This is a genomic window from Deinococcus cellulosilyticus NBRC 106333 = KACC 11606 (assembly GCF_007990775.1).
GTDB lineage: Bacteria > Deinococcota > Deinococci > Deinococcales > Deinococcaceae > Deinococcus_C > Deinococcus_C cellulosilyticus.
In genome coordinates this window covers 322104-341547 of the sequence record NZ_BJXB01000001.1, presented here as the reverse complement: position 1 = coordinate 341547, position 19444 = coordinate 322104, and the positions used below count along the sequence as shown (strand labels likewise).

At 56.5% G+C, this 19444-nt stretch carries 14 protein-coding genes; 4 read left to right on the top strand and 10 right to left on the bottom strand.

Annotation, left to right across the window (positions count from 1 at the left end; translation table 11 throughout):
- Positions 1-193 precede the first annotated feature (193 nt).
- The 5 genes from DC3_RS01440 to DC3_RS28880 form a co-directional block, all read right to left on the bottom strand.
- A complete protein-coding gene (locus DC3_RS01440; protein ID WP_146881802.1) occupies positions 194-2053 on the bottom strand; it encodes an HD domain-containing phosphohydrolase in 1860 nt (619 codons plus the stop codon).
- 189 nt (positions 2054-2242) lie between these two features.
- Positions 2243-3652, bottom strand: coding sequence for a glycosyltransferase family 2 protein (locus tag DC3_RS01435; RefSeq protein ID WP_146881801.1), 1410 nt, complete (start codon positions 3650-3652; stop codon positions 2243-2245).
- A 7-nt stretch (positions 3653-3659) separates the two neighbouring features.
- Entirely contained in the window at positions 3660-4826 is a 1167-nt protein-coding gene (locus DC3_RS01430; RefSeq protein ID WP_146881800.1) for a HEAT repeat domain-containing protein, read from the bottom strand.
- Between the two features lie 375 nt (positions 4827-5201).
- A complete protein-coding gene (locus DC3_RS01425) occupies positions 5202-11621 on the bottom strand; it encodes a beta strand repeat-containing protein (protein ID WP_146881799.1) in 6420 nt (2139 codons plus the stop codon).
- Positions 11622-11692: 71 nt separating this feature from the next.
- Positions 11693-11839: a hypothetical protein gene (locus tag DC3_RS28880; RefSeq protein ID WP_186815759.1), complete on the bottom strand. Its 147-nt coding sequence runs from the start codon at positions 11837-11839 to the stop codon at positions 11693-11695.
- A 429-nt stretch (positions 11840-12268) separates the two neighbouring features.
- Between DC3_RS28880 and DC3_RS01420 the strand changes: the two genes are divergently transcribed.
- The 4 genes from DC3_RS01420 (at position 12269) to DC3_RS01405 (ending at position 15285) form a co-directional block, all read left to right on the top strand.
- Positions 12269-12712, top strand: a complete 444-nt coding sequence (locus DC3_RS01420; protein ID WP_146881798.1) for a hypothetical protein — start codon at positions 12269-12271, stop codon at positions 12710-12712.
- Between the two features lie 84 nt (positions 12713-12796).
- Positions 12797-13576 (top strand): inositol monophosphatase family protein, encoded by a 780-nt coding sequence (locus DC3_RS01415; protein WP_146881797.1) that lies wholly within the window; start codon positions 12797-12799, stop codon positions 13574-13576.
- Positions 13577-13773: 197 nt separating this feature from the next.
- Positions 13774-14235, top strand: a complete 462-nt coding sequence (locus DC3_RS01410; RefSeq protein ID WP_146881796.1) for a MarR family winged helix-turn-helix transcriptional regulator — start codon at positions 13774-13776, stop codon at positions 14233-14235.
- Between the two features lie 72 nt (positions 14236-14307).
- Positions 14308-15285 (top strand): ring-cleaving dioxygenase, encoded by a 978-nt coding sequence (locus DC3_RS01405; RefSeq protein WP_146881795.1) that lies wholly within the window; start codon positions 14308-14310, stop codon positions 15283-15285.
- 285 nt (positions 15286-15570) lie between these two features.
- On the opposite strand, the gene DC3_RS01400 is transcribed toward DC3_RS01405, so the two are convergent.
- The 5 genes from DC3_RS01400 to DC3_RS01380 all read right to left on the bottom strand — a co-directional run bounded on the left by DC3_RS01400 (position 15571) and on the right by DC3_RS01380 (position 19392).
- Entirely contained in the window at positions 15571-16188 is a 618-nt protein-coding gene (locus DC3_RS01400; RefSeq protein ID WP_146881794.1) for an alpha/beta hydrolase, read from the bottom strand.
- 86 nt (positions 16189-16274) lie between these two features.
- Positions 16275-17234, bottom strand: a complete 960-nt coding sequence (locus tag DC3_RS01395) for a ring-cleaving dioxygenase (RefSeq protein WP_146881793.1) — start codon at positions 17232-17234, stop codon at positions 16275-16277.
- Between the two features lie 19 nt (positions 17235-17253).
- Complete coding sequence (locus DC3_RS01390; protein WP_146881792.1) at positions 17254-17733, bottom strand: MarR family winged helix-turn-helix transcriptional regulator; 480 nt, start codon at positions 17731-17733, stop codon at positions 17254-17256.
- Between the two features lie 74 nt (positions 17734-17807).
- Positions 17808-18758: a quinone oxidoreductase family protein gene (locus DC3_RS01385; protein ID WP_246130496.1), complete on the bottom strand. Its 951-nt coding sequence runs from the start codon at positions 18756-18758 to the stop codon at positions 17808-17810.
- Positions 18759-19017: 259 nt separating this feature from the next.
- On the bottom strand, positions 19018-19392 hold the full coding sequence (locus tag DC3_RS01380) for an ACT domain-containing protein (protein ID WP_186815758.1): 375 nt from the start codon (positions 19390-19392) through the stop codon (positions 19018-19020).
- Positions 19393-19444: the final 52 nt, after the last annotated feature.

The window sequence follows — 19444 nt, the reverse complement described above, 5'->3', positions numbered from 1 at the left end:
CAGCAGCTGAGGATGTTCTGGTTGCGAAAAAAAGGGGCTCTGCCCTGTCGTCAGGAGGGCAATGAAAGGTTTTCAAAGGTTCGGGTTCGTAAGGTCAGAAATCAGGTGATGCTCGTCAGGGTTGATCATAGAATAGTTGATATGTTTTGTCAATTATTAACTGGGCGCGACTGGCATCAAGACCTGAATGGGCTCAGGGATCAAACCCGGGTCCTGCTCCCATCACCCCCAGGAACACCCTCACAATTTCAGGATCAAGCAACGTTCCAGATTCCTTCAGAAGTTGCGCCACCGCTTCCTCATGGCTGAAAGCCCGTTTGTAGGGGCGTTCACTGGTCAGGGCATCGTACACGTCCACCACTGCAAAAACCCTTGCCAGAAAAGGGATCTCCTCCCCTCTGCGGCCTTCCGGGTAACCACTGCCATTCCAGCGTTCCTGGTGGTACAGCACGATGTCCAGGGTGCGTTCGGGCAGGGAGGGAATCGCACGGGTGAGCTCATACCCCACCACAGGGTGCTGCTTGATCACATCCCATTCCTCTGGATTGAGTTTGCCAGGCTTCAGCAGCACGGCATCTGGCGTGGAGATCTTGCCAATGTCATGAAGGTAGGCCCCCCAGCGCAGTTCCTTGAGGGTGTCCTCATCGAGGCCCAGCCCTTGTCCCAGCCGGTCACAGAGGTCAATGACGCGGTCTGTGTGCCCCTTGGTTTCATAGTCCCGGTATTCAAGGGCCAGGCCCAGTGTTCTCATGGTTTCCTCGCGGGACTCTTCCAGACGCTGAAAACCAATCAGTTTGCTGTAGGCCAGACTGACCCGTTCCTCAATGGCACTGAGCAGGCGCTTTGTGCTCTCTGAGACCTGCACCGCCTCCCGGTGTGCAAAACTGATGGCCCCAAAAATTTCCCCTTCGGCATGAATGGGAAGCACAGCAAAAGTCCGAAAGGTTTTGCGGATGGGGATTTCCAGGCGACCCACGCGGGTCTGGTCCGCAGAAATGAAAACAGGTTCGGTCCCCTGCAGCAGCTGCAGGATGGTGGCTCTGGTGTTGCGGGCCACCAGTTGTTGAAGCAGGGGTTCAAGGTGCTCCCGGTCTGCGCCATGAAAACCCTCCAGCCTGAGCTGATCCCCCTGAAAACTGATGAACATGCCAAACTCGTACTCGGTGAGGGGAAGGGCCAGTTCAATGGCCTGCCCGGTGACCTCTGAAGGCTGACTGGCCTGCAGAATGCGGTATTTGAGGTCCAGCAGGGAGGTGTAGCGAACGGTCTGCTCCTGCGCCTCCTGCTCTGCCCGTTTGCGGGCGGAAATGTCCTCGGTGACCACCAGCAGCAGCTGGTCTTCCGGGTGGTCCGGGCTGCCAATCATCCTCATGGTGCTCGAAACCCAGATCATCTGCCCGTTTTTGTGCTGCAAGCGGTATTCAAACTGATGAAAGTCTTTCAACCCTGCCCAGAGGTCCCTGAACCCCTGAACTGGAAAGACATCTGCATCATCGGAGTGCAGGAGTTCTCTCGACAGTCCCAGCAACGCCTCCGGGGTGTACCCCAGAATCCGTACGCTTGAAGCAGAGGCATAAACACATCTCCCTTCCCGGTTGTACATGCGGTACAGACTGGGGCTGTTCTCGATGATCACCCGATGCAGAAATTCACTTTTCCTGAGGGCCTCGGTGGCCTCCATTTCACGGGTGACATCCCGATGTGCAGACACCCAGTATCTGCCTTGCGGTTCAATGTCTATGGGAACCAGGTTCAGCTCTGCCCAGTAGATGCTGCCATCTTTGCGCATGAATCTGGCGGTTCCGTGGTAAGGCTTCAGTTCCCGGATGGCTGCAGCCAGCTGGATCAGGTCCTGCTCCCCGATGTGGTGGCTTTCCAGCATCCGTGGGCTGAGGCCAAGCAACTCCTGCTGGGTGTACCCGGTCAGTTCCTCAGCCCGGCGGTTGGCATACAGGATGGTGGCCTCGGGGACCTGAATCTCCAGGATGAGGATGGCATCAAACGACGACTCCAGAGCTGCGGAGGTCAGTTTGAGCCAGTCAGGGGTGTGCATGTGACCTCCTTTGCTGAAACTCGAAAAGGGATGGGAAGACGCTGGTTCGCATTTTACAGAGCTGCCCTTTTCGCTGCTGTTTCATCTGCTTCATTTACAATTTAACGGTCTGTTCTCTCGGGTTTCTTACCTCACATGACAAAAAGGCTGCCCGTGGAAGAGCAGCCTGCCTGACCTGGAAGAAGGGTTCTAGCGCTGGATGCGGGCCCTGCGCTGGATGTCCCACTGGCCTTTCTTGCTGTAAAGCATCACAAAGGCAAAGAGACGCTCAAAAGCAAGCACCTGACGGTAACCCAGCTGTTCGAACACTGTGGCCAGCATGATCTTCACCCGATCAAAGAAGCGGGTGTAGCGCTTGATCATGAAACCCTCGATGCCAATGGAAGCCATGCTGACCAGGGTCCCATACAGCAGGGCCATCACCAGGAACATGATGGCGAAATCCACATTGAGCTGGCGGGTCAGCAGCAAATAAAGGGTGAAGACATACCCGAACACCTCCAGCAATGGAGCAAGGGCCTCGAAAAGCAGGTAGTAAGGCATGCTGAAAAGACCAATCCGGCCATATCTGGGGTTCAGAAACATGCCCCGGTGGGTCCACAGGGTTTCCAGGAGGCCCCTCTGCCAGCGGTTGCGCTGTTTTCTGAGCATGCCCATGTCACTGGGAACCTGGGTCCAGCAGATGGGGTCCATGGTGTAGCGGATCTGGTATTTGCGCTTCCTGTCCCGCATGTAACGGTGCATGCGGACCACCAGTTCCATGTCCTCTCCCACGGTGTCGGTGCGGTATCCCCCCACTTCAATCACTGCGTTGCGAGAAAACAGCCCGAAAGCCCCAGAAATGATCAGCAGAACCTGCAAAGCACTGAAGGTGGAGCGTCCAGCCAGAAAGGCCCGGGTGTATTCCACCACCTGAATGCGCTCCAGCCAGCTTTTTGGTGAATGCACTTCCTTGATGGCATCTTCACGGATGACGGCACCATTGAGAACCCGCACCGTTCCACCCACCGCCACCAGACGGTCATCTTCCAGAAACTGCCTGCTGACCCGGATGAGGGCACGGGCTTCCAGGATGCTGTCCGCGTCCACCGAGCAGAACAGGGGCTTGGTGGAATGAATGATTCCGGCGTTCAGTGCGTCGGCTTTCCCTCCGTTTTCCTTGTCGATCACCAGCAGGTTTGGGTATTTGATGCTGCGGTACAGGCCCCGGATGGGTTTGCTTTCCAGCACCCGTGAGGGGAATTCACTGGTGTTTTCCAGCATGAATTCATCCATCAGTTTCTGCAGGGTGTTGTCCTGTGAGCCGTCATTGATGACAATGACCTCGAATTCAGGGTAGTGCAGGTTCAGAAATGAATGCACAGATGCAGTGATGGTCTCTTCCTCGTTGAAGGCAGGCACCAGCAGACTGATCGGGCGGTAGTAGCCTTTTTCCAGGTAGGACTTCATCAGCACCCGCTCACCGCGCAGGGCTGTGGCGACCATCACGCGAGAGGCCACCAGCACACTGACGGCATACACACTGTTGAGGATGGCGAAATAAGTGATGATCAGGACTTCGATGATGTGGAGGAGGGTGGCCTGAAAACTGTTTTCCATGTTGACCTCAGGAGACCTGCAGGTACTGGTAGGCCATGTCACGGGCGTACCGGTCGGGGTGGGCTTCCAGAGCCGTTTCCAGGGTCCGGTGGCCTTCAGGGCCAAGTTCAATCAGGGCCAGTGCGCTGTTGTGGCGCACCCACCAGACTTCATCTGCGAGGCTTTCATACAGTCGGGTGGTGACCTGGGGTCCTTTGAGGCTTCCGCAGGCCAGGGCAGCCTGGGCACGCACAAACCACACCGGGTCTTCCAGCAGGCGGTACACGTCCTGAACGGCCTCTGCAGGCACCTGGTTCATGGTGGCCAGAACTTTGAGGCTGGAGGCACGGATGTCCGGATTTTCGGACTGCAACAGGGCCATGCATTCATCGAGGCATTCATCTGCCCGCACGAAAACCAGGGCACGCAAAGCCCGGCGCTGCATTTCAATGTCAGGGTCACGCAAAAGGTCCTGCAACAGCAGAATGCCTCTTTCTCCGAGGAGCACCAGCACCTGTTCAATCCATCCTGAGCTGAAGCGGTCATCGCGGATCAGGTTGTGGAAGGTCTGCGCCACTTCCTTGCGGGAGACCCCGGACAGGCTCATGGAGCGTGCCAGGGAGGTCAGGGCCAGTCTGCGCAGATCGTCGTTGCGGGCAAAGCAGTAATCATAAAGCACCTTGTGGGTCCGGGGATCGCACAGGATGGCCCAGCGTTCAATCACCCGCACCTTGTTCACCAGATTTCCCATGCTGCGCATGATGCGCATGTCCTTTTGCAGCAGGCCACTCATTTCATAAGTGTGGCGGGCTTTTTCGGCCTGCTGGGGGTCCATTTGCTCTTTGAGCAGCAAAAGCGCTTCTGCGGCCACCGTGTCTGCAGTTCTGGTGGGCAGGGGGGCTTTATTGAACAGCACCTCGTTCCAGACACTCCTCCAGCGTTCGCGCTCCCTGCGGTTGTGCTGGAAGGCCGACTCGCTGTAGGAGAAATAGCTGGCCTGATAAATCACGGTGCTGACAATGGACAGCAGACTGAGCAGGCTGAAGACCACCAGCATGCGGTACACCACCTCGGGCTGGCGGTAGAAGTTGGGCACCACCAGCACGTACACCAGCACCGCGAGACTCACCACCACTGCAACGGCAATAAACAAAGAAAAATAATTCAGTCCATTTAAACCGAATCGCCTCCACATAAGACTCAACCCCCTCAAATGATGCCCTGCCTTCTGATGAACAGAGCCAATCTGAAATGAAGCTGGAAATGAACTGAGCGGAAATTGAGATTTTTGATCTCTGGATAAAGGATTTCCCCTACTCAAAATCAATCCAACTAGGCCACATTATCGGATGCACAAACACTTTCACATGGAGATTTCATACAATTCGTCAGGTTCCTCATGTTCACATCAGCTGCACATACAAATGATTTGACTCTTCTACGTACAGCAACACAATTTTTATTTCGTTACAAAGATGACTTTTATGAGAAGAGAGGAACATTTTCTGGCCCAGCACACAATCAAAAGAGGGACAGACCTGATGGTCTGTCCCTCTGGAATCAGCTCAGGTCAGGGGAGGCGCTCGTAGGCTCCCCGATCCACAGTTCCTCCCTGAATTCGGCTCGCCCCAGTGAGGTCTGTTAAAAGGCCAGACACAGCACTGTTGCTGCCCGAGTTCAGCCCACTGTTTCCAGTGGAGAGGTACAGTCCATCATCACTGGTGGCCCACAACCCATCTGCTCCGGTGGGTGAACTGCTGCTCACGAAAGGATCAGCCGTCAGGTTCACGTTGTTCCCTCCGTTGGTGCCCTGAGAAGACACCCAGGTGGAACCCGAGAACCCATTCTGAATCAGGCTGTAGGAAATGCTGGGTGCACTGCCGTTGTTGACAATGGGACTTCCAGAAGCTCCAGAAGTGGCCCAGAACACGCTGTTGGCAACCTGAGGGCTGGTGCCTGCAAAGAAGTAGATGCCAGAGCCTCCTGCAGAAGCCGTATTGCCCGAGAATGTGGCGTTCAGGAAGGTGGGAGAGGAAGTGTTGGCACTGTGACCATACACATGCACTCCGCCTCCATAAGCCGTGGTGGTGTTGCGGTCAAAGACCACATTGGTGAAAGTGGGTGTGACCGTTCCTCCCGTGTCGCCGTCAATGAGCAGGCCTCCACCCCCCTGGTTGGTGGAACTGCCGCTGGTGGTGGAGTTCTGGCTGAACACCACATTGGTGAAGGTGGCCGTGCTGTTGCCACGGTTGTACATGGTCAGGTAGACACCCCCTCCTCCGTTCAGGGCACTGTTCCCCACAAAGCGCACATCCTTGAATGTGGGGCTGCAGGTGGTACCGTTCTCTGCATAGCACAACAGGCCTCCACCACGCCTGGTGTAAAAGTCCGAGCCAATGGCGTTCCCTGCTGTGACCACCAGACCGCTGATCACCGTGCTGCTGCTGAACGTCCCTGCATTGCCATTCAGGTACATCACGTGCAAGCTGTTGCTGCCCGAAATGTTGCTGGCTTTCAGGGTGATGTTGTTGCTGTCACGGGTGTCGTTCTGGTCAATGTCTCCAGACAGCACCGTGATGTTGCTGTAAGGGTTACGCTGGGATTCTGCAGTTTCGGTGCCTGCGAAGCCCCCATAAAGCTTGACGCCGGGCCGGATTTCAAAGGTGGCAGAGGTGTTGTTGTCTTTGGTGCCCAGCACGCTTCCACTCAGGTCGGTCACGAAATAACCGTCGTCTGGACGGTAGGTGCCGTCTGCAATCCACAGTTCCAGGCGGCTGGTGCCACTGAAGCGGGTCATGTACAGGGCATCTGCCAGGCTGGTGAAGGCGTTTTTCCAGCTGGACCCGGATTTGTCTCCGGTGGCGTCTTTGTCCACCCGGATCACGTTGCACAGGGAAGAATCCGACTGGCGCTCGTAAGCACCGATGTCCACCATGGCAACCTGTCCCCCCTGGTTTCCGGTGTCGCTGACCCCACCATCTGCACTGAAGCGGGGGTTGCCGTTCAGGTCCACGGTTTCAGTGAGCAGGCTTCCGTTTCCGGCATCGGTGGCCACCGAGCAGGGCACCAGGGTCAGGTCTCCACTGGAAGCATCATTGAACAGGGGCTTGCCGTAAGGGTAGATCAGGCCCACATTGTTGCCCCCATCCGTTCCGGCATCCGAGATGGAGCGCTCCACCACACTGTAACTGATGTTCAGGGTGGAATTGTCGTTCCACACGGGCCACTGGCCTGTTTTGTCACTGCTTCCGGCCAGTATGGAGTTGCGCACCGTTCCAGTGGTGTAGTAGTTGTAGATCGCTCCTCCATAATTGACAGCCACATCTTTGTAGAAGGTCACATTGGTGTAGGTGGAGTTGATGGTGCCCTGGGAGGTGTCCTTTCTGTAGGTCAACACCCCTCCACCGTGGTTGTGGCTGCTGTTGTCATAGAACACCACATTGGTGAAGGAGGGGTTTGCCGTTCCATTCTCAGACACATGCACAGACAGGGCTCCTCCCCCACTGGCATTTGCGGTGGCCGTCCCTGAAGTGGTGTTTCCACTGAACAGGACACGGTTGAAAGTGGGGCTGCTCGTTCCCCCATAGTAGGCATCCAGATACCCACCTCCCCCACCATAGACTGCGGTGTTGCCATACACTTTCACATCAGTAAAAGTGGGGCTGCACTCATTGCCCGTGAACTCACCAAAGCAGTAGAATCCAGCACCATAATTGTTGGGGAAAGAACCATCCCCTTTGGCCCCGGTGATGGTGAGGCCACTGATCTCGGTGCTGGAGGTCACAGGATTGCTGGAACTGCCCACAATGTACAGCAGGTGGTAGCTGTTGCTGCCAGAGATGTCGCTGGCCTTGAGGGTGACCCCATTTGTGCGGGTGTCGTTGTTGTCGATGTCTGCAGACAGGATGGTGACATTGCTGTTGATGTTTCGCTGGCTGGAGAGTGACTCGGTGCCAGCGAAACCGCCGTAGAGTTTCACCCCTGCAGTCATGGGGAAGGTGTAATTGCGGTCCAGAGCATTGTTGAAGAAGGCCACTCCAAAACGGCTCAGCTGGGTGCTGCCGTCCATCGGGGTGTAGGTGCCCCCTTTCAGCCAGATCTCTTTGCGGGCTGTGGTGTTGTTGGCAATGTACAGGGCTTCAGGCAGGCTGGTGGCTGCATCGCTCCAGGTGGCTCCGCTTCCCTCTCCAGTGGCTGCAGGATTCACCCGGATCACCGAGCAATCTGCTCCTGCAAGGCTGCTGGTGCGCTCCAGTGCACCCAGGTCCACCACTGCAGCCTGACCTCCTGCATTTCCGGTGTCGGTGGTGTTGGTGTCATTAAAGAAACGGTTGTTGCCTGCAAAATCGGTGGACAGGGCCGTCAGGTTGCTGTCCCCGGCATCAATGGCTGGAGAGCAGGTTTTCAGGCGGTAATCATTGCTGGCTTCACTCACGAAGGCAGGCATCTGGTCGAGGTTGTTCCCAAGGTCAGTTCCGACACTGGCATCCCAGGCGGTGCTTCCCCCTGAGCCCTGAATCAGGCTGTTTCTGAAATCAGGCAACGCACTGTCGATGCTCTTCACCTGACTGGGATCGGTGCCCACCCTGTTGTTCCAGAGGATGCTGTTATGAAACACAGGTGTTGCGCTGCGGTTGTACAGGGCTCCCCCGGGTCCAGCGGAGGTGTTGGCAGACAGGGTGACGTTGGTGAAGATGGGCGTGACCGTTCCCGATCCATCTCCGATCACCAGCAAAGCCCCTGCCTGATGGTCAGAGGTGTTGTTGTAAAACAGGGCATTGGTGAACTGTGCACTGGAGGTGCCTGCATTTTCGCCAGACAGGGCCACAGCCCCACCCCCCGTGGTGTTCACGGTCTGGTTGGCACCGATGATTGCATTGCCCGAAAAGAGGCCTCCTGTGACCACCGGACTGGTGGTGCCTGCATCTCCATTCAGATACAGAGCGCCCCCAGCATTTCTGGCCACATTCCCTCTGAAGGTCAGGCTGGTGAGGGTGGGGCTGCAACTGTTTCCAGTTCCAGAGCCATCACAGTACAGGGCTCCTCCCTGGGAGTCTGTGCCAGAGGCTGCAAGTGCTGCTCCACCTGTCACGGTGACCCCATCCAGGACTGTGGCAGGGGTCATGGGCAAACTGGAGGTCCCTTTCAGGAACAGAACGTGCAGGCTGTTGCTGCCAGAAATTCCAGAATTGGTGAGGGTGACCCCACTGGTTCTGGTGTCATTCTGATCGATGTCCCCCGAGAGAATGGTGAGGTTGCTGCTGGCATTCCTGGAGGTGCGTGCCGCTTCATTGCCCGCAAAACCACCGTAAATTTTCACCCCTTCTGTGAGGTAGAAAGTGGCACTGGTGTTGTTGGATGGGGCAAAAAGAACCTTGCCACTCTGGTCCAGAGGGGTGTTGCCGTCATCTGGGAGGTAAACCCCTGATTTCAGCCAGATTTCCTTGCGACCCGTGTTGTTGGCGATGTAAAGGGCTTCAGACAGGCTGGTGGCCGCGTCGCTCCAGGTGGCTCCAGTGCCCTCTCCGGTGGCAGCAGGATTCACACGGATGACTGAGCAGTCTGCTCCGGCGGTGTTCGCTGTGCGTTCCAGAGCACCCAGGTCGATCACTGCACCTTTGCTGCCTGCATCCCCACTGTCGGTAACGGTGCTGTCATTGAGGAAACGGCTGTTGCCTGCAAAGTCAGTGGTCTGGACATTCAAATCACTTTGACCTGCGTCCACGGCAGGGGAGCAGGTTTTCAGGCGGTAATCGTTGCTTGCAGCATTCACAAAAAGCGGGGTGGTGTCCAGATTGCTTCCACTGTCCATGCCCAGGGTGCTGTCCCAGTTGCTGCTCCCACCCGAGTTCTGAATCAGGCTGCTCTGAAACTGTGCTCCACTCCCAGCCACCTGATTGAAGCTGGAGGTCAGGGTGTTGTTCCACAGGATGGAATTGCGGAACACCGGGGTCCCCTGATCGCTGTACACCGCTCCACCGTTTCCAGCAGCACTGTTTGCGGTGAGGGTGGAATTGATCCAGGACACCAGGGCCGTTCCAGAGCCTCCTGTCGACATCACGGCCACACCACCATTGTGATGGGAGGTGTTGTTGTAAAACAGGCTGTTGGTGAACGACGGAGAGGCATATCCACCAGACAGGGCAGAAACGCCAAGCACTCCGCCTCCACTGCTGCTGGAGGTGTCTGTTCCAGTGGTGGCATTGCCTGTAAAAAGACCACGAATCATTTGCAGGTTGCTGCCTCCGCCATCTGCAGCAATGAAGAGGGCTCCACCTGCCGTGCTCGCCTGGTTGCCTTTGAAGGTCAGGTCGGTCAGGGTGGGACTGCACTGGTTGCCTGTTGCAGAGCCATTGCAATACAGGCCTCCTCCCAGTGCGTCTGCACCAGATGCGGTGGCCGAGCCTCCGGTGATGGTCAGGCCATCCAGAACAGTGGAAGAGGTCACGGGTGTAGCGCTGCTGCCCTGAATCCACACCACATGCTGACTGTTGCTGCCAGAAATGTTGCTGTAACTGGTGGTGACGCCACTGGTCTTGGTGTCGTTGGCATCCACATCCCCAGAAAGAATGGTCAGGTTGTTTGAGGGGTCCCTCTGGCCCAGCGAGGTTTCATTTCCCGAAAACCCTCCGTACAGCTTGTAGCCTTCAGAGAGGTAAAACGTTGCTGCAGTGTTGTTGTCCGGGCTGGTCAGAACCGCTCCAGAGCGGTCCAGACTTTTGCTGCCACTGTCCGGGTAATACGTGCCATCGGCCAGCCAGATTTCTCTGGGTGCCAGACCTGCTTTGGCGGCCACCAGAGCGTCCGTCAGGTTTTTGTAGGCTGTGGCCCAGGTGCGACCATTCTGCTTGGTGTTGGTGGTGCTGGCATCCACATAAACCCGACCATTGGAGTAACAGGAAATCCCACTGGCATCCGTAAGATTGATGGGGGTCCCACTCAGACTGCCTGCCACACGGGTGTCGCAGAGGGTGCGGGTGGTGTAGCCAGAGACAGGGGTGGTGCTGCCACCCAGCAGTTGCACCTGCGTTCCACTGCCCAGCAGGCTGGCCCGGTCTTGCACCTTGCTGCTCGCCTGTTCTTCCAGGGACTCGGTCACGCGGGTCACACTGTCATCAAAAGCCATGAACAGCAAACTGAATTTGTAGGGGTTGTCGGTGGAGACGCTCTGTTTGGGGAGGCGCACCGCCATGGTCACCACCCCGTCATAGGTGTTCGCATCCGGGTTTGCTGGAAGGCTCCGGTCCGTGGTGGAGGTTCTGGAACGCACCACAAAACCGTAGTTGAAGACTTCACTCACCCCGAGTGCAGCAGCAGTGGGCAGATCGTCTTCCTCATAGACCTGCATGTCTGCACTGTTGCTTCTGAGGGAAATGCCTGTCAGGGGATCATAGGTCAGTCCGTGGGTGGGCTTGATGCAGTTGGCAATGCTGGCAGGATCACTGTAGGAGGAACCGTCATATTTGCGGAGGTTGCTCACCGCATTGGTTCCATAGCTGCTGCCATTGGCATCCACCGCCACCAGTGTCAGGTTGTGCTGTACTGCATTGTAAGGCACCCCTGCAGAGGTGGCGTTGCGGATCAGGAACGTGGAGTAAAGGTATCGGGCACCTTTGCTGTAATCGCAATTGGAGTCTGTGACCTCGCTGCCATCGGTGTCAAAACTGCCATTGCTGATCGACTTGAACTGCACAGCCCCACCCAGCAGGGTCAGTTCTCCACTGTCCTGCTTCTGGATGCCTGTTGATCCCCCAGGGAGGAAACGGGTCTTGCTGATCAGGTCCTTGCTGCCAATCCCTTCGAAACCGATCTCAATGAGGGTTCCTTTCGGGGTGGGGTTTCCAGTGGTTGGGGGTGTGGGAGGATTCGGGTTCGGAGGAGTGGTCTTGGGGGCAGGAGGCGCAAACAGATTGCAGCCCACAAGCAACAGCAGCAGACCCAGAGGGAGGGCTCTGGACCTGCTGCGGCCAAATTCAGGTTGTTCAGGCATAGGGCACCATTGTGTACCGTGTTGCGGAAGGGTACACCTTCAGAAAGAAGTCCAGAGGTTCAGGGACTGGATCAGAAACGGCTGTTTCTGGTGAGGTGAAGCCACTGCCCACAGTGGGTCAGGCTGGGTCTGGCGTATCCCACAGGGGACACTTTTGCAGCACGGAACAGAGAAAGTTGATTCTGGGTTTCGGTTTTTTCTGTGGTCTGGGCATTCATGGCTCACCTCGTTCAGGCGCATCCTGATCTCATGGTCACAGTATGTGGTGCAGTTGTTAACAGGTTGTTAACAGCTGCCATTCATGAAGACCCATCCTGATCACAGGACCTTCTCAGCCTCAGGCCTGAAAGCCTGCTTCGACACATCAAACCTGATCCCAGCCTGAAACATCAAATGCATCCATTTTCCGTCTCACACACACATTCAAGGGTTCAGCCCATCCGATGATGAATCAGGATGCTGCAATTTGCTTGTGGGACACCACTGGCCTGAATCGAAGGACTGCAGATTTTAAGGTTCAGCACAGGGTTCCGGGATTTTTCGATTCAGCACTTTCCAGAAAATGACATTCAAGGGCACTGCGGTGATCTGTGTTGCAGTCACTGGCAGACTTCCAATGCCCTCAATTTCACCCCAGGAGCACCCACATGAATCACCGACGGATGTTCTTTTTTGCCCTGCTGGCCTTTCCCATGCTGGCCCACGCCCAGAACGCTGGAACAGCTGGATTTCACCTGCGGACCACAGAAACACGCACATCAACAGAAAACAGCAGTTCCCTTTCCAGCAAACCCAGAACCTGCGACAAAAAGAACCTGGGTGCGGTGTATGAGGAATTCACCCCCAATGGCTCCTGGAAAAACTTCCACCTGACCCTCGATGGCACATACACCGTCAAAAAGCTGGTGTGTGCGTGGGGCGATGAAAGCCTCTATGTGACAGAGACTTACCCGGTGACCCGGGGAGGTGAACAGGTGAATTGCCCCGTGGTCAAAGCCGGACCTTTCACTGCTGCCACCCCGATCTGGCCCCCCAGACCCCATGCAGGTCTGTCTGTTGAAGACAAGATCTACTGCAAAAGGCCCTCCTGATCCTGCTGAGGCCGGGCACAGACATGACTGAAGTGCTGCAGATGTCTGTGCCTGAATCTCAGAACCAGAGGGCACAATGGGAGCATGTTTGCACAGGACGCACTCACCGTTGCCATTCTGGCCGCCAGGGCTGCAGGACAGCTTCAACTGGAAGGCCGCAAAAACCTCAAATCTTTTGAACAGAAAAGCCATTTCAATGATCTGGTCACCGAAGTGGACCGCGAGTGTGAAGCCACCATCCGCCAGACCATCCTCACCCACTTCCCGGAGCATGAAATTCTGGGCGAGGAGGGCGGAACCGTGGGATACAGTTCAAACCGCTGGATTGTGGACCCGCTGGACGGCACGCACAATTATGTCAGGGGTCTGCCAATGAGCGGGGTCAGCATCGCCTTTGAGCAGGAAGGGGTGACCACTGCAGGCGTGGTCTATGATCCAGTCCGGGATGAACTGTTCACTGCCATCAGAGGTCAGGGGGCCTTCCTGAATGGTGAGTCCATCGGGGTCAGCACTTACGCTTCCATGCAGGACCCGCTTGCGATTGCCACCGGATTTTCGAGACATCCTGGTTCCAGAGAAGTGTCACTCAGGCAATTCACCACACTGATTCAGATGGGGGTGTCTGTGCGCAGGTACAGCAGTTCCACCCTGACCCTGGCTTATGTGGCGGCAGGAAGGTTGGACGCTTACTGGGACCTTAAACTCGCCCACTGGGACACTGCTGCAGGCATGCTGCTGGTGCAGGAGGCTGGCGGTCAGGTGTCTGCGGTGTCTGGCGAGTCCTACCAGCCTGGAGGTTCCCTGCTGGCCACCAATGGCCTGCTGCACACCGAGTTGCTGGGGTTGCTGGGGCAGGTGCATTGAAGGATTTTGCCACAAGGGCGCAGCACGCCTCGCCCCTACACCCCAGATCAACATTTCTGAACGAATGGGGCGAGCCGACGGCCCGCCCCTACAGGTGTGGATACAATGTCCTTCTGCCTTCTGCTTCCTGTCTTCCCACCTGTTGAATCCTTTCGCCCAATGTTTCCGTGGAGATTTGATGTAGCATGTCTGGTGTTATGGGCACCAAATTCCAGGGCAGTGACAGTCAGGTTCAGGCGCTGAACGCCTACATCAAATTGCACCGGGCGGCTGCCACCGTCGAGACCGCAGCCAACCAGCACCTGCTGGGCCATGACCTGAGCCTCAGCCAGTTCAGTGTGCTGGAGGCCCTGTACCATCTGGGTCCGCTCACCCAGAAGCAACTTGGGGAGAAGATCCTCAAGTCCAAGGGCAACCTCACCATGGTGATTGACAACCTGGAGAAGCGGGGCTGGGCGGTGCGGGAGCGCAGTGCAAAGGACCGCCGCAACATCCATGTGAACATCACCCCGGAGGGCCATGAGCTGATTGCCAGCATCCTGCCAGGTCATGTGGCCGGGATTGAGCGGGTTTTTTCCGTTCTGACGCCAGAAGAACTGAACACCCTGTCGGGCCTGTGCCGCAAACTGGGCCTTGGGCTTCAGGGGCAGTCTGGATGAAGCACTGAATGGTGCTTTTTTTACAGTATGGTTTAACATTAAACTGTTTAATGTGGACATAAGGAGGGCGTTATGCGAAACCCCGTCCAGGGCATCCATCACATCACCGTGCTCGCCAGCAACCCCCAGAACAACATTGACTTCTACACCCGGCTGCTCGGTCAGCGTCTGGTCAAAGTCACCGTCAATTTCGATGATCCCGGCACTTACCACCTGTACTACGGAGATCGGGTCGGTACCCCCGGAACCATCCTCACCTTCTTCCCCTGGTACGGAGCAAAAAGGGGCACCAGAGGCAACGGAGAAGCTGTGGCAACTGCCTACAGCATCTCGCGGGAAAGCCTCGATTACTGGAGAACCCACCTGAACGACAGCCTGATCTCCCACACCGAGAGCACCCGCTTCGGGGAAACCGTGCTCTCCTTTGAAGACCCAGACGGCATGATCGTGGAGCTCATCACCAACCCCAGCGATGCCGTCCCGGTGGCCTGGGAAAACAGCCCCATTGAGCCCCAGCATGAACTGCGCGGATTCCACAGCGTGACTTTGTGGGTGGACAGCAACCAGAGCTCGAAAGCCCTGCTGGAAACCCACCTGGGCATGAGATACCTCGGTGCAGAAACCGACCCGGAAGGCACCCGTCACCGCTATCAGGGGATCTCTGACGGTGTGGGGCTGTACGTGGATGTGGTGGAGCGCCCGGGTCAACCCAGAGGCCGCAGTGGCGCAGGGACCATCCACCATGTCGCCATGCGCACCGTGGATGACAGCGAACAGCAGGAATACATGAGATACCTCTTTGCCAAAGGGTACGGGGTGACCCAGGTGCAGGACCGCCAGTACTTCCACAGCATCTACTTCCGGGACCTCTCGGGGGTGCTCTTCGAGATTGCCACCGACGCTCCAGGCTTCGATGTCGATGAAGATGTGCAGGAACTCGGCAAACACCTCAAATTGCCCGCCTGGTATGAGCCCAAAAGAGAGGCCATCGAAAACCATGTGCGCAGAATTGTGAACCCCGAGTACGGCATCACCATTGGCAACAGGTAAAAACCTTTAAACGGCCCAGAACCTGTCTGGGCCGTTTTGCATTGCCACATCACCACAGAAAAACCCTCCAGAACGCATTCTGGAGGGTGGCCTTTTTTGTTCCTGCAAAAGGAGGGAGAGAAAACCAGGAACAAAAAGACCAAGCACCTGTGTCAGGAAGTGGAGGGAAGATGCTGATCACATTGGAGGAGGATCAGGTGCTTAGCTGGGATCAGTATAGAACTGGATCTCGTACAAAATTCTTGCAGCTTCCGTAAACGCTTTTTAACACATGCCGAAAAGTCCTCAGCCGGGAAAATGCTGTCTGAGCCAGCTCTGGGTCAGGATCAGGTCATTGCGGGTCAGCTGGTGACCTGTGGGGATCTCCTCGATCTGTGCGTCTGAAGCGTTGTCTTTCAGGTAGGAAAGAAGGTCGTCAGCATGTTTGCGGTAATGGTCCATTGCACCCAGCGTGACGAGCAGGGGTTTGCCCTGCAGAGACACAGGGTCAGGGTGCTCCAGGGGCATCACGGGACGCCAGAGCACCCCCCCTGCCAGAACATCCGGGTGTCGGATCAGGGACGCAATGGCAATGTTGGCACCGTTGGAGTACCCCAGAGCAACCACCTTGCTTGCATCGAAACCGTAATGTGCTGCAGCCTGTTTCACGAAGTCTGCCAGGGCAGCAGCTTCAGATTTCAGGTGCTCCTGATCATAGCGGATGTCCGTAAAGCGGCGGAAGAAGCGCGGGCTTCCCTCGTCGAGAGAGCGCCCCCTTACACTGAGCAGGTTTGCTGTGGGGGCCACATCCCTGCCAATTTGCAGCAAAGATGTCTCGTTGCCTCCAGTGCCGTGCAGGAGCAGCAGGGTCAGGTCTCCTGAGCCCGCTTCATAATGATGAATCCAGCCGAAGTTTTCAGGCATGATGCACTTCCTTTTTTGATCAGTTCGCAGTTCACAGCTCAGGACAGCAAAAGCGTCAGCAATCAACACTGTCCACGATTTACTGTTTACTCAATGGGTTTGAGGTTCTTTTCGATCTCTGCGCGGCGGTTTTCCAGAAAAGGTGGCAGGATCAGCTTCTCACCGATGGTGGCAGGGTCCTCGTCCACCGCAAAGCCCGGACCGTCGGTGGAGATCTCGAACAGGATGCCGTTGGGTTCCCGGAAGTACAGCGCCCGGAAATAGTGGCGGTCAATGGCCCCACTGTTGCGCACGCCGAACTGGTTCAGGCGCTCGATCCACTGGGCGTACTGATCGTCGTTGGGGGTGCGGAAGGCCACATGGTGCACCCCTCCTGCTCCTGGTTGCGTGAAGGGCAGATCGGGTTGCACGGCCACATGCAGTTCTGCGTGGGGTCCCACACCGTCCATCTGGTACACATGCACTTCGTGCTTCGGGCTCTCGGGGAGGGCGTACTGGCGCACATGCTGCATGTTCATCACCCGGGTGAGGATGATGTCCGTGGAGCGCAGGCTGGGCACACTCATGGTGATGGGGCCCAGACCCCTGAGTTGATGCTCTGCGGGGACCGGACTGCGGTCCCAGGGCACCACCGGATCTCCTGTTCCCCCATCGTCGATCAGGGAGAGCCTCTGGCCTTCAGGGTCCTCGAAGTCGAGAACCAGACGGCCATCCCGCTCGGTGATTTCTGAGGCTGCGACGCCAAGTTCCGAGAAGCGTTCTTTCCAGTACTCCAGGGTCTGCTGACCGTTCACCCTGAGGCCTGTGCGGACCACACTGTGGGTGCCGCGCTGCTCACTGGGCACATTCCAGTCAAAGAAGGTCAGGTCATGCCCCGGGGTCCCCACCGCATCGGAATAAAACAGGTGGTAGGCCCGCACGTCGTCCTGGTTGACGCTGCGTTTGATCAGGCGCATGCCCATGGTCTGCGTGTAAAAACGGTAATTCTCCTGGATTCTGGCCGACACGGCGGTCAGGTGGTGAAATCCCTTGAGTTCCAGAGCCATACAGCCCTCCTTTCTGGTTTCAGGTTGAAATGCTCTCTTTGTTTTTGCGCTGTTTTTTTCGCCGATCCCGATCCTTTTTGACCCGCTGGAGCAGGTGGTTCAGCGTCAGCTGTTCTTCACGGGAGAGGCCTGAAAACTGCTCTTCGTGGTGCTGAATCACCCTTGGGAGGGCTTTTTCAATCAGGGCGGTGCCCTCGGGGGTCAGGTGCAGGCACTTGAATTTTCCCGAGGAGGTGCGTTCCAGAAGCCCTCTCTGAGCGAGCCTCTGCACGTGGTAGGTGATGTTGGGGGCACTCACCAGCAGCCCTGCGGCCAGGTCCTGCTGGGCAATTCCAGCGTTGGCATGCACCAGGGCCAGCAAATCAAATTCGGTGTTGCTGATCCCCAGGTCCGAAAGCACCTCCTGCAGGTCCTCCTGGTTGTCCAGGTAAATGTGGGCCAGCCTGCGGTAGGTTCGGATCTCCAGATGCTTGATGGGTTTTTTAAGCGTCTGAGTCATGATGCATCTCCCGTTCTTAAGTTAAATCTTTAATTGAAATCAGTTGGTCTGTTGGCTCACAATGGCCTGATGTTTCACGGAATGAGCAGGATTTTTCCTGTGCTCTGGCGGCTTTCGAGCTGGTCATGTGCCTTTGCACCTTCCGAAAGTGGGTACATCCCAGAAATGCGAACACTCAATTCTCCCAGCAGGATCGACTGAAACAGTTCTCTGGCAAGGGTTCTCCGGCGCTCCGCAGTGGTCAATACATTCCACAGGTCCCCTCCGGTCAGGCGTTTTGAGGTGTCCATCAGCATGCGGGGATCGATCAGGGGTGGATCACCTCCGGCCATGCCGTAAAACACCACATGGCCACCCGGACGCACGGACTCGAAACTCTGCATCAGGGTTGAGCCCACCGAATCAAAGGCCACATCCATGCCGTACTCGCTGAATTCTTTCGCCACGGAAACCCAGTCCTGCGAATACAGGGCCACTTCATGGGCTCCGGCTTCCAGGGCCACCTGTGCCTTGTCCGGGCTTGAGGTCAGGCCAAGCACCCTGGCCCCTCTGGCCTTCGCCATCTGCACCAGCAAAAGACCCACACCACCTGCGGCAGCATGCACCAGGACCGTCTCCCCTGCTTTCAGGTCATGGCTGTCCCGGATCAGATACTGGGCCGTCAGACCCTGCAAGAGCACGGCTGCTGCCGTCTCAAAGCCGATGGCCTCTGGCAGGGGAATCAATTTCTCAAAGGGGACCAGCACCAGCTCAGCATTGGCGAAAGGGGCATCTGCAAAGCCCACCCGATCCCCCACAGCAAAACCAGAAATTTCACTGCCCAGAGCAACAATTTCACCTGCGGCCTCATATCCTGCAATGTAAGGCGGCACTCCTGCCAGATGGTACGTTCCTTTCCGACGGTACACATCGGCAAAGTTCAGGCCAATGGCACGGGTGCGCACCAGAGCGTGCCCTGGGATGGGTTCAGGATCGGGCAGGTCACGGTACTGCAACACCGAACTTGGACCAAATTGGTCAAACACCAGAGCCTTCACAGGTCTATTCCCTTTCTGGGATGATGCGTCATCAAATGTCTGGAAGATGCATGCTTCATGTCCAGAAATCATAACCTTCTGGCAGGCATGGGAGACACAAACCACATCACAGCACCACAGGCAAACAAAACCCCCAGGTCCTTGGACCGGAGGGTTTCAAAACTTGGGTAGTTTGGATCATTAGAGCATGAGAGCCTGACTCGCCTGTGAGATGGGCTTGATCTTTCCTTTATCTAAAAAATGGGTGTCAGACCTGATGGCCTGCCTGTCTCAGGGCATCAATGGTCACTTCCAGCTGGTGGGACTTCACCATCAGGTAATCGGTGTTGTAGGTGGACACCGCAAAAATGCCCACACCTGCAACAGCCAGAGGACCAGTCACAGCATTGAGAATGCCCGTCTGGTCAAAGGCAAAGGGGCCTTCAAACTTGAAGCACCTCCAGTCCAGGCTCACCTGTGGAGCGTCCAGTTCCACGTTCTGTGGGCAGACGATGGACACTTCTTCCGCATTGACGGTCACGGTGACAAAAGAGCCTCTGGGAAAAGCAGGAAGTGGGGTCTCTGGGGGGAACTGCAGGATTTTGAAGTGTTCTGGAAGCAATGTCAGGGTCAGTTGTGGCATGCGGGTCCTTTCTGTTCTCAAAATTGTATCCAGAAAACAGGAGGACGTGGCT

Bases quoted from the DNA above. Each gene is read 5' to 3' on its own strand.
- DC3_RS01440 (WP_146881802.1), bottom strand. From the start codon at position 2,053: ATGCACACCCCTGACTGGCTCAAACTGACCTCCGCAGCTCTGGAGTCG.
- DC3_RS01435 (WP_146881801.1), bottom strand. From the start codon at position 3,652: ATGGAAAACAGTTTTCAGGCCACCCTCCTCCACATCATCGAAGTCCTG.
- DC3_RS01430 (WP_146881800.1), bottom strand. From the start codon at position 4,826: ATGTGGAGGCGATTCGGTTTAAATGGACTGAATTATTTTTCTTTGTTT.
- DC3_RS01425 (WP_146881799.1), bottom strand. From the start codon at position 11,621: ATGCCTGAACAACCTGAATTTGGCCGCAGCAGGTCCAGAGCCCTCCCT.
- DC3_RS28880 (WP_186815759.1), bottom strand. From the start codon at position 11,839: ATGAATGCCCAGACCACAGAAAAAACCGAAACCCAGAATCAACTTTCT.
- DC3_RS01420 (WP_146881798.1), top strand. From the start codon at position 12,269: ATGAATCACCGACGGATGTTCTTTTTTGCCCTGCTGGCCTTTCCCATG.
- DC3_RS01415 (WP_146881797.1), top strand. From the start codon at position 12,797: ATGTTTGCACAGGACGCACTCACCGTTGCCATTCTGGCCGCCAGGGCT.
- DC3_RS01410 (WP_146881796.1), top strand. From the start codon at position 13,774: ATGGGCACCAAATTCCAGGGCAGTGACAGTCAGGTTCAGGCGCTGAAC.
- DC3_RS01405 (WP_146881795.1), top strand. From the start codon at position 14,308: ATGCGAAACCCCGTCCAGGGCATCCATCACATCACCGTGCTCGCCAGC.
- DC3_RS01400 (WP_146881794.1), bottom strand. From the start codon at position 16,188: ATGCCTGAAAACTTCGGCTGGATTCATCATTATGAAGCGGGCTCAGGA.
- DC3_RS01395 (WP_146881793.1), bottom strand. From the start codon at position 17,234: ATGGCTCTGGAACTCAAGGGATTTCACCACCTGACCGCCGTGTCGGCC.
- DC3_RS01390 (WP_146881792.1), bottom strand. From the start codon at position 17,733: ATGACTCAGACGCTTAAAAAACCCATCAAGCATCTGGAGATCCGAACC.
- DC3_RS01380 (WP_186815758.1), bottom strand. From the start codon at position 19,392: ATGCCACAACTGACCCTGACATTGCTTCCAGAACACTTCAAAATCCTG.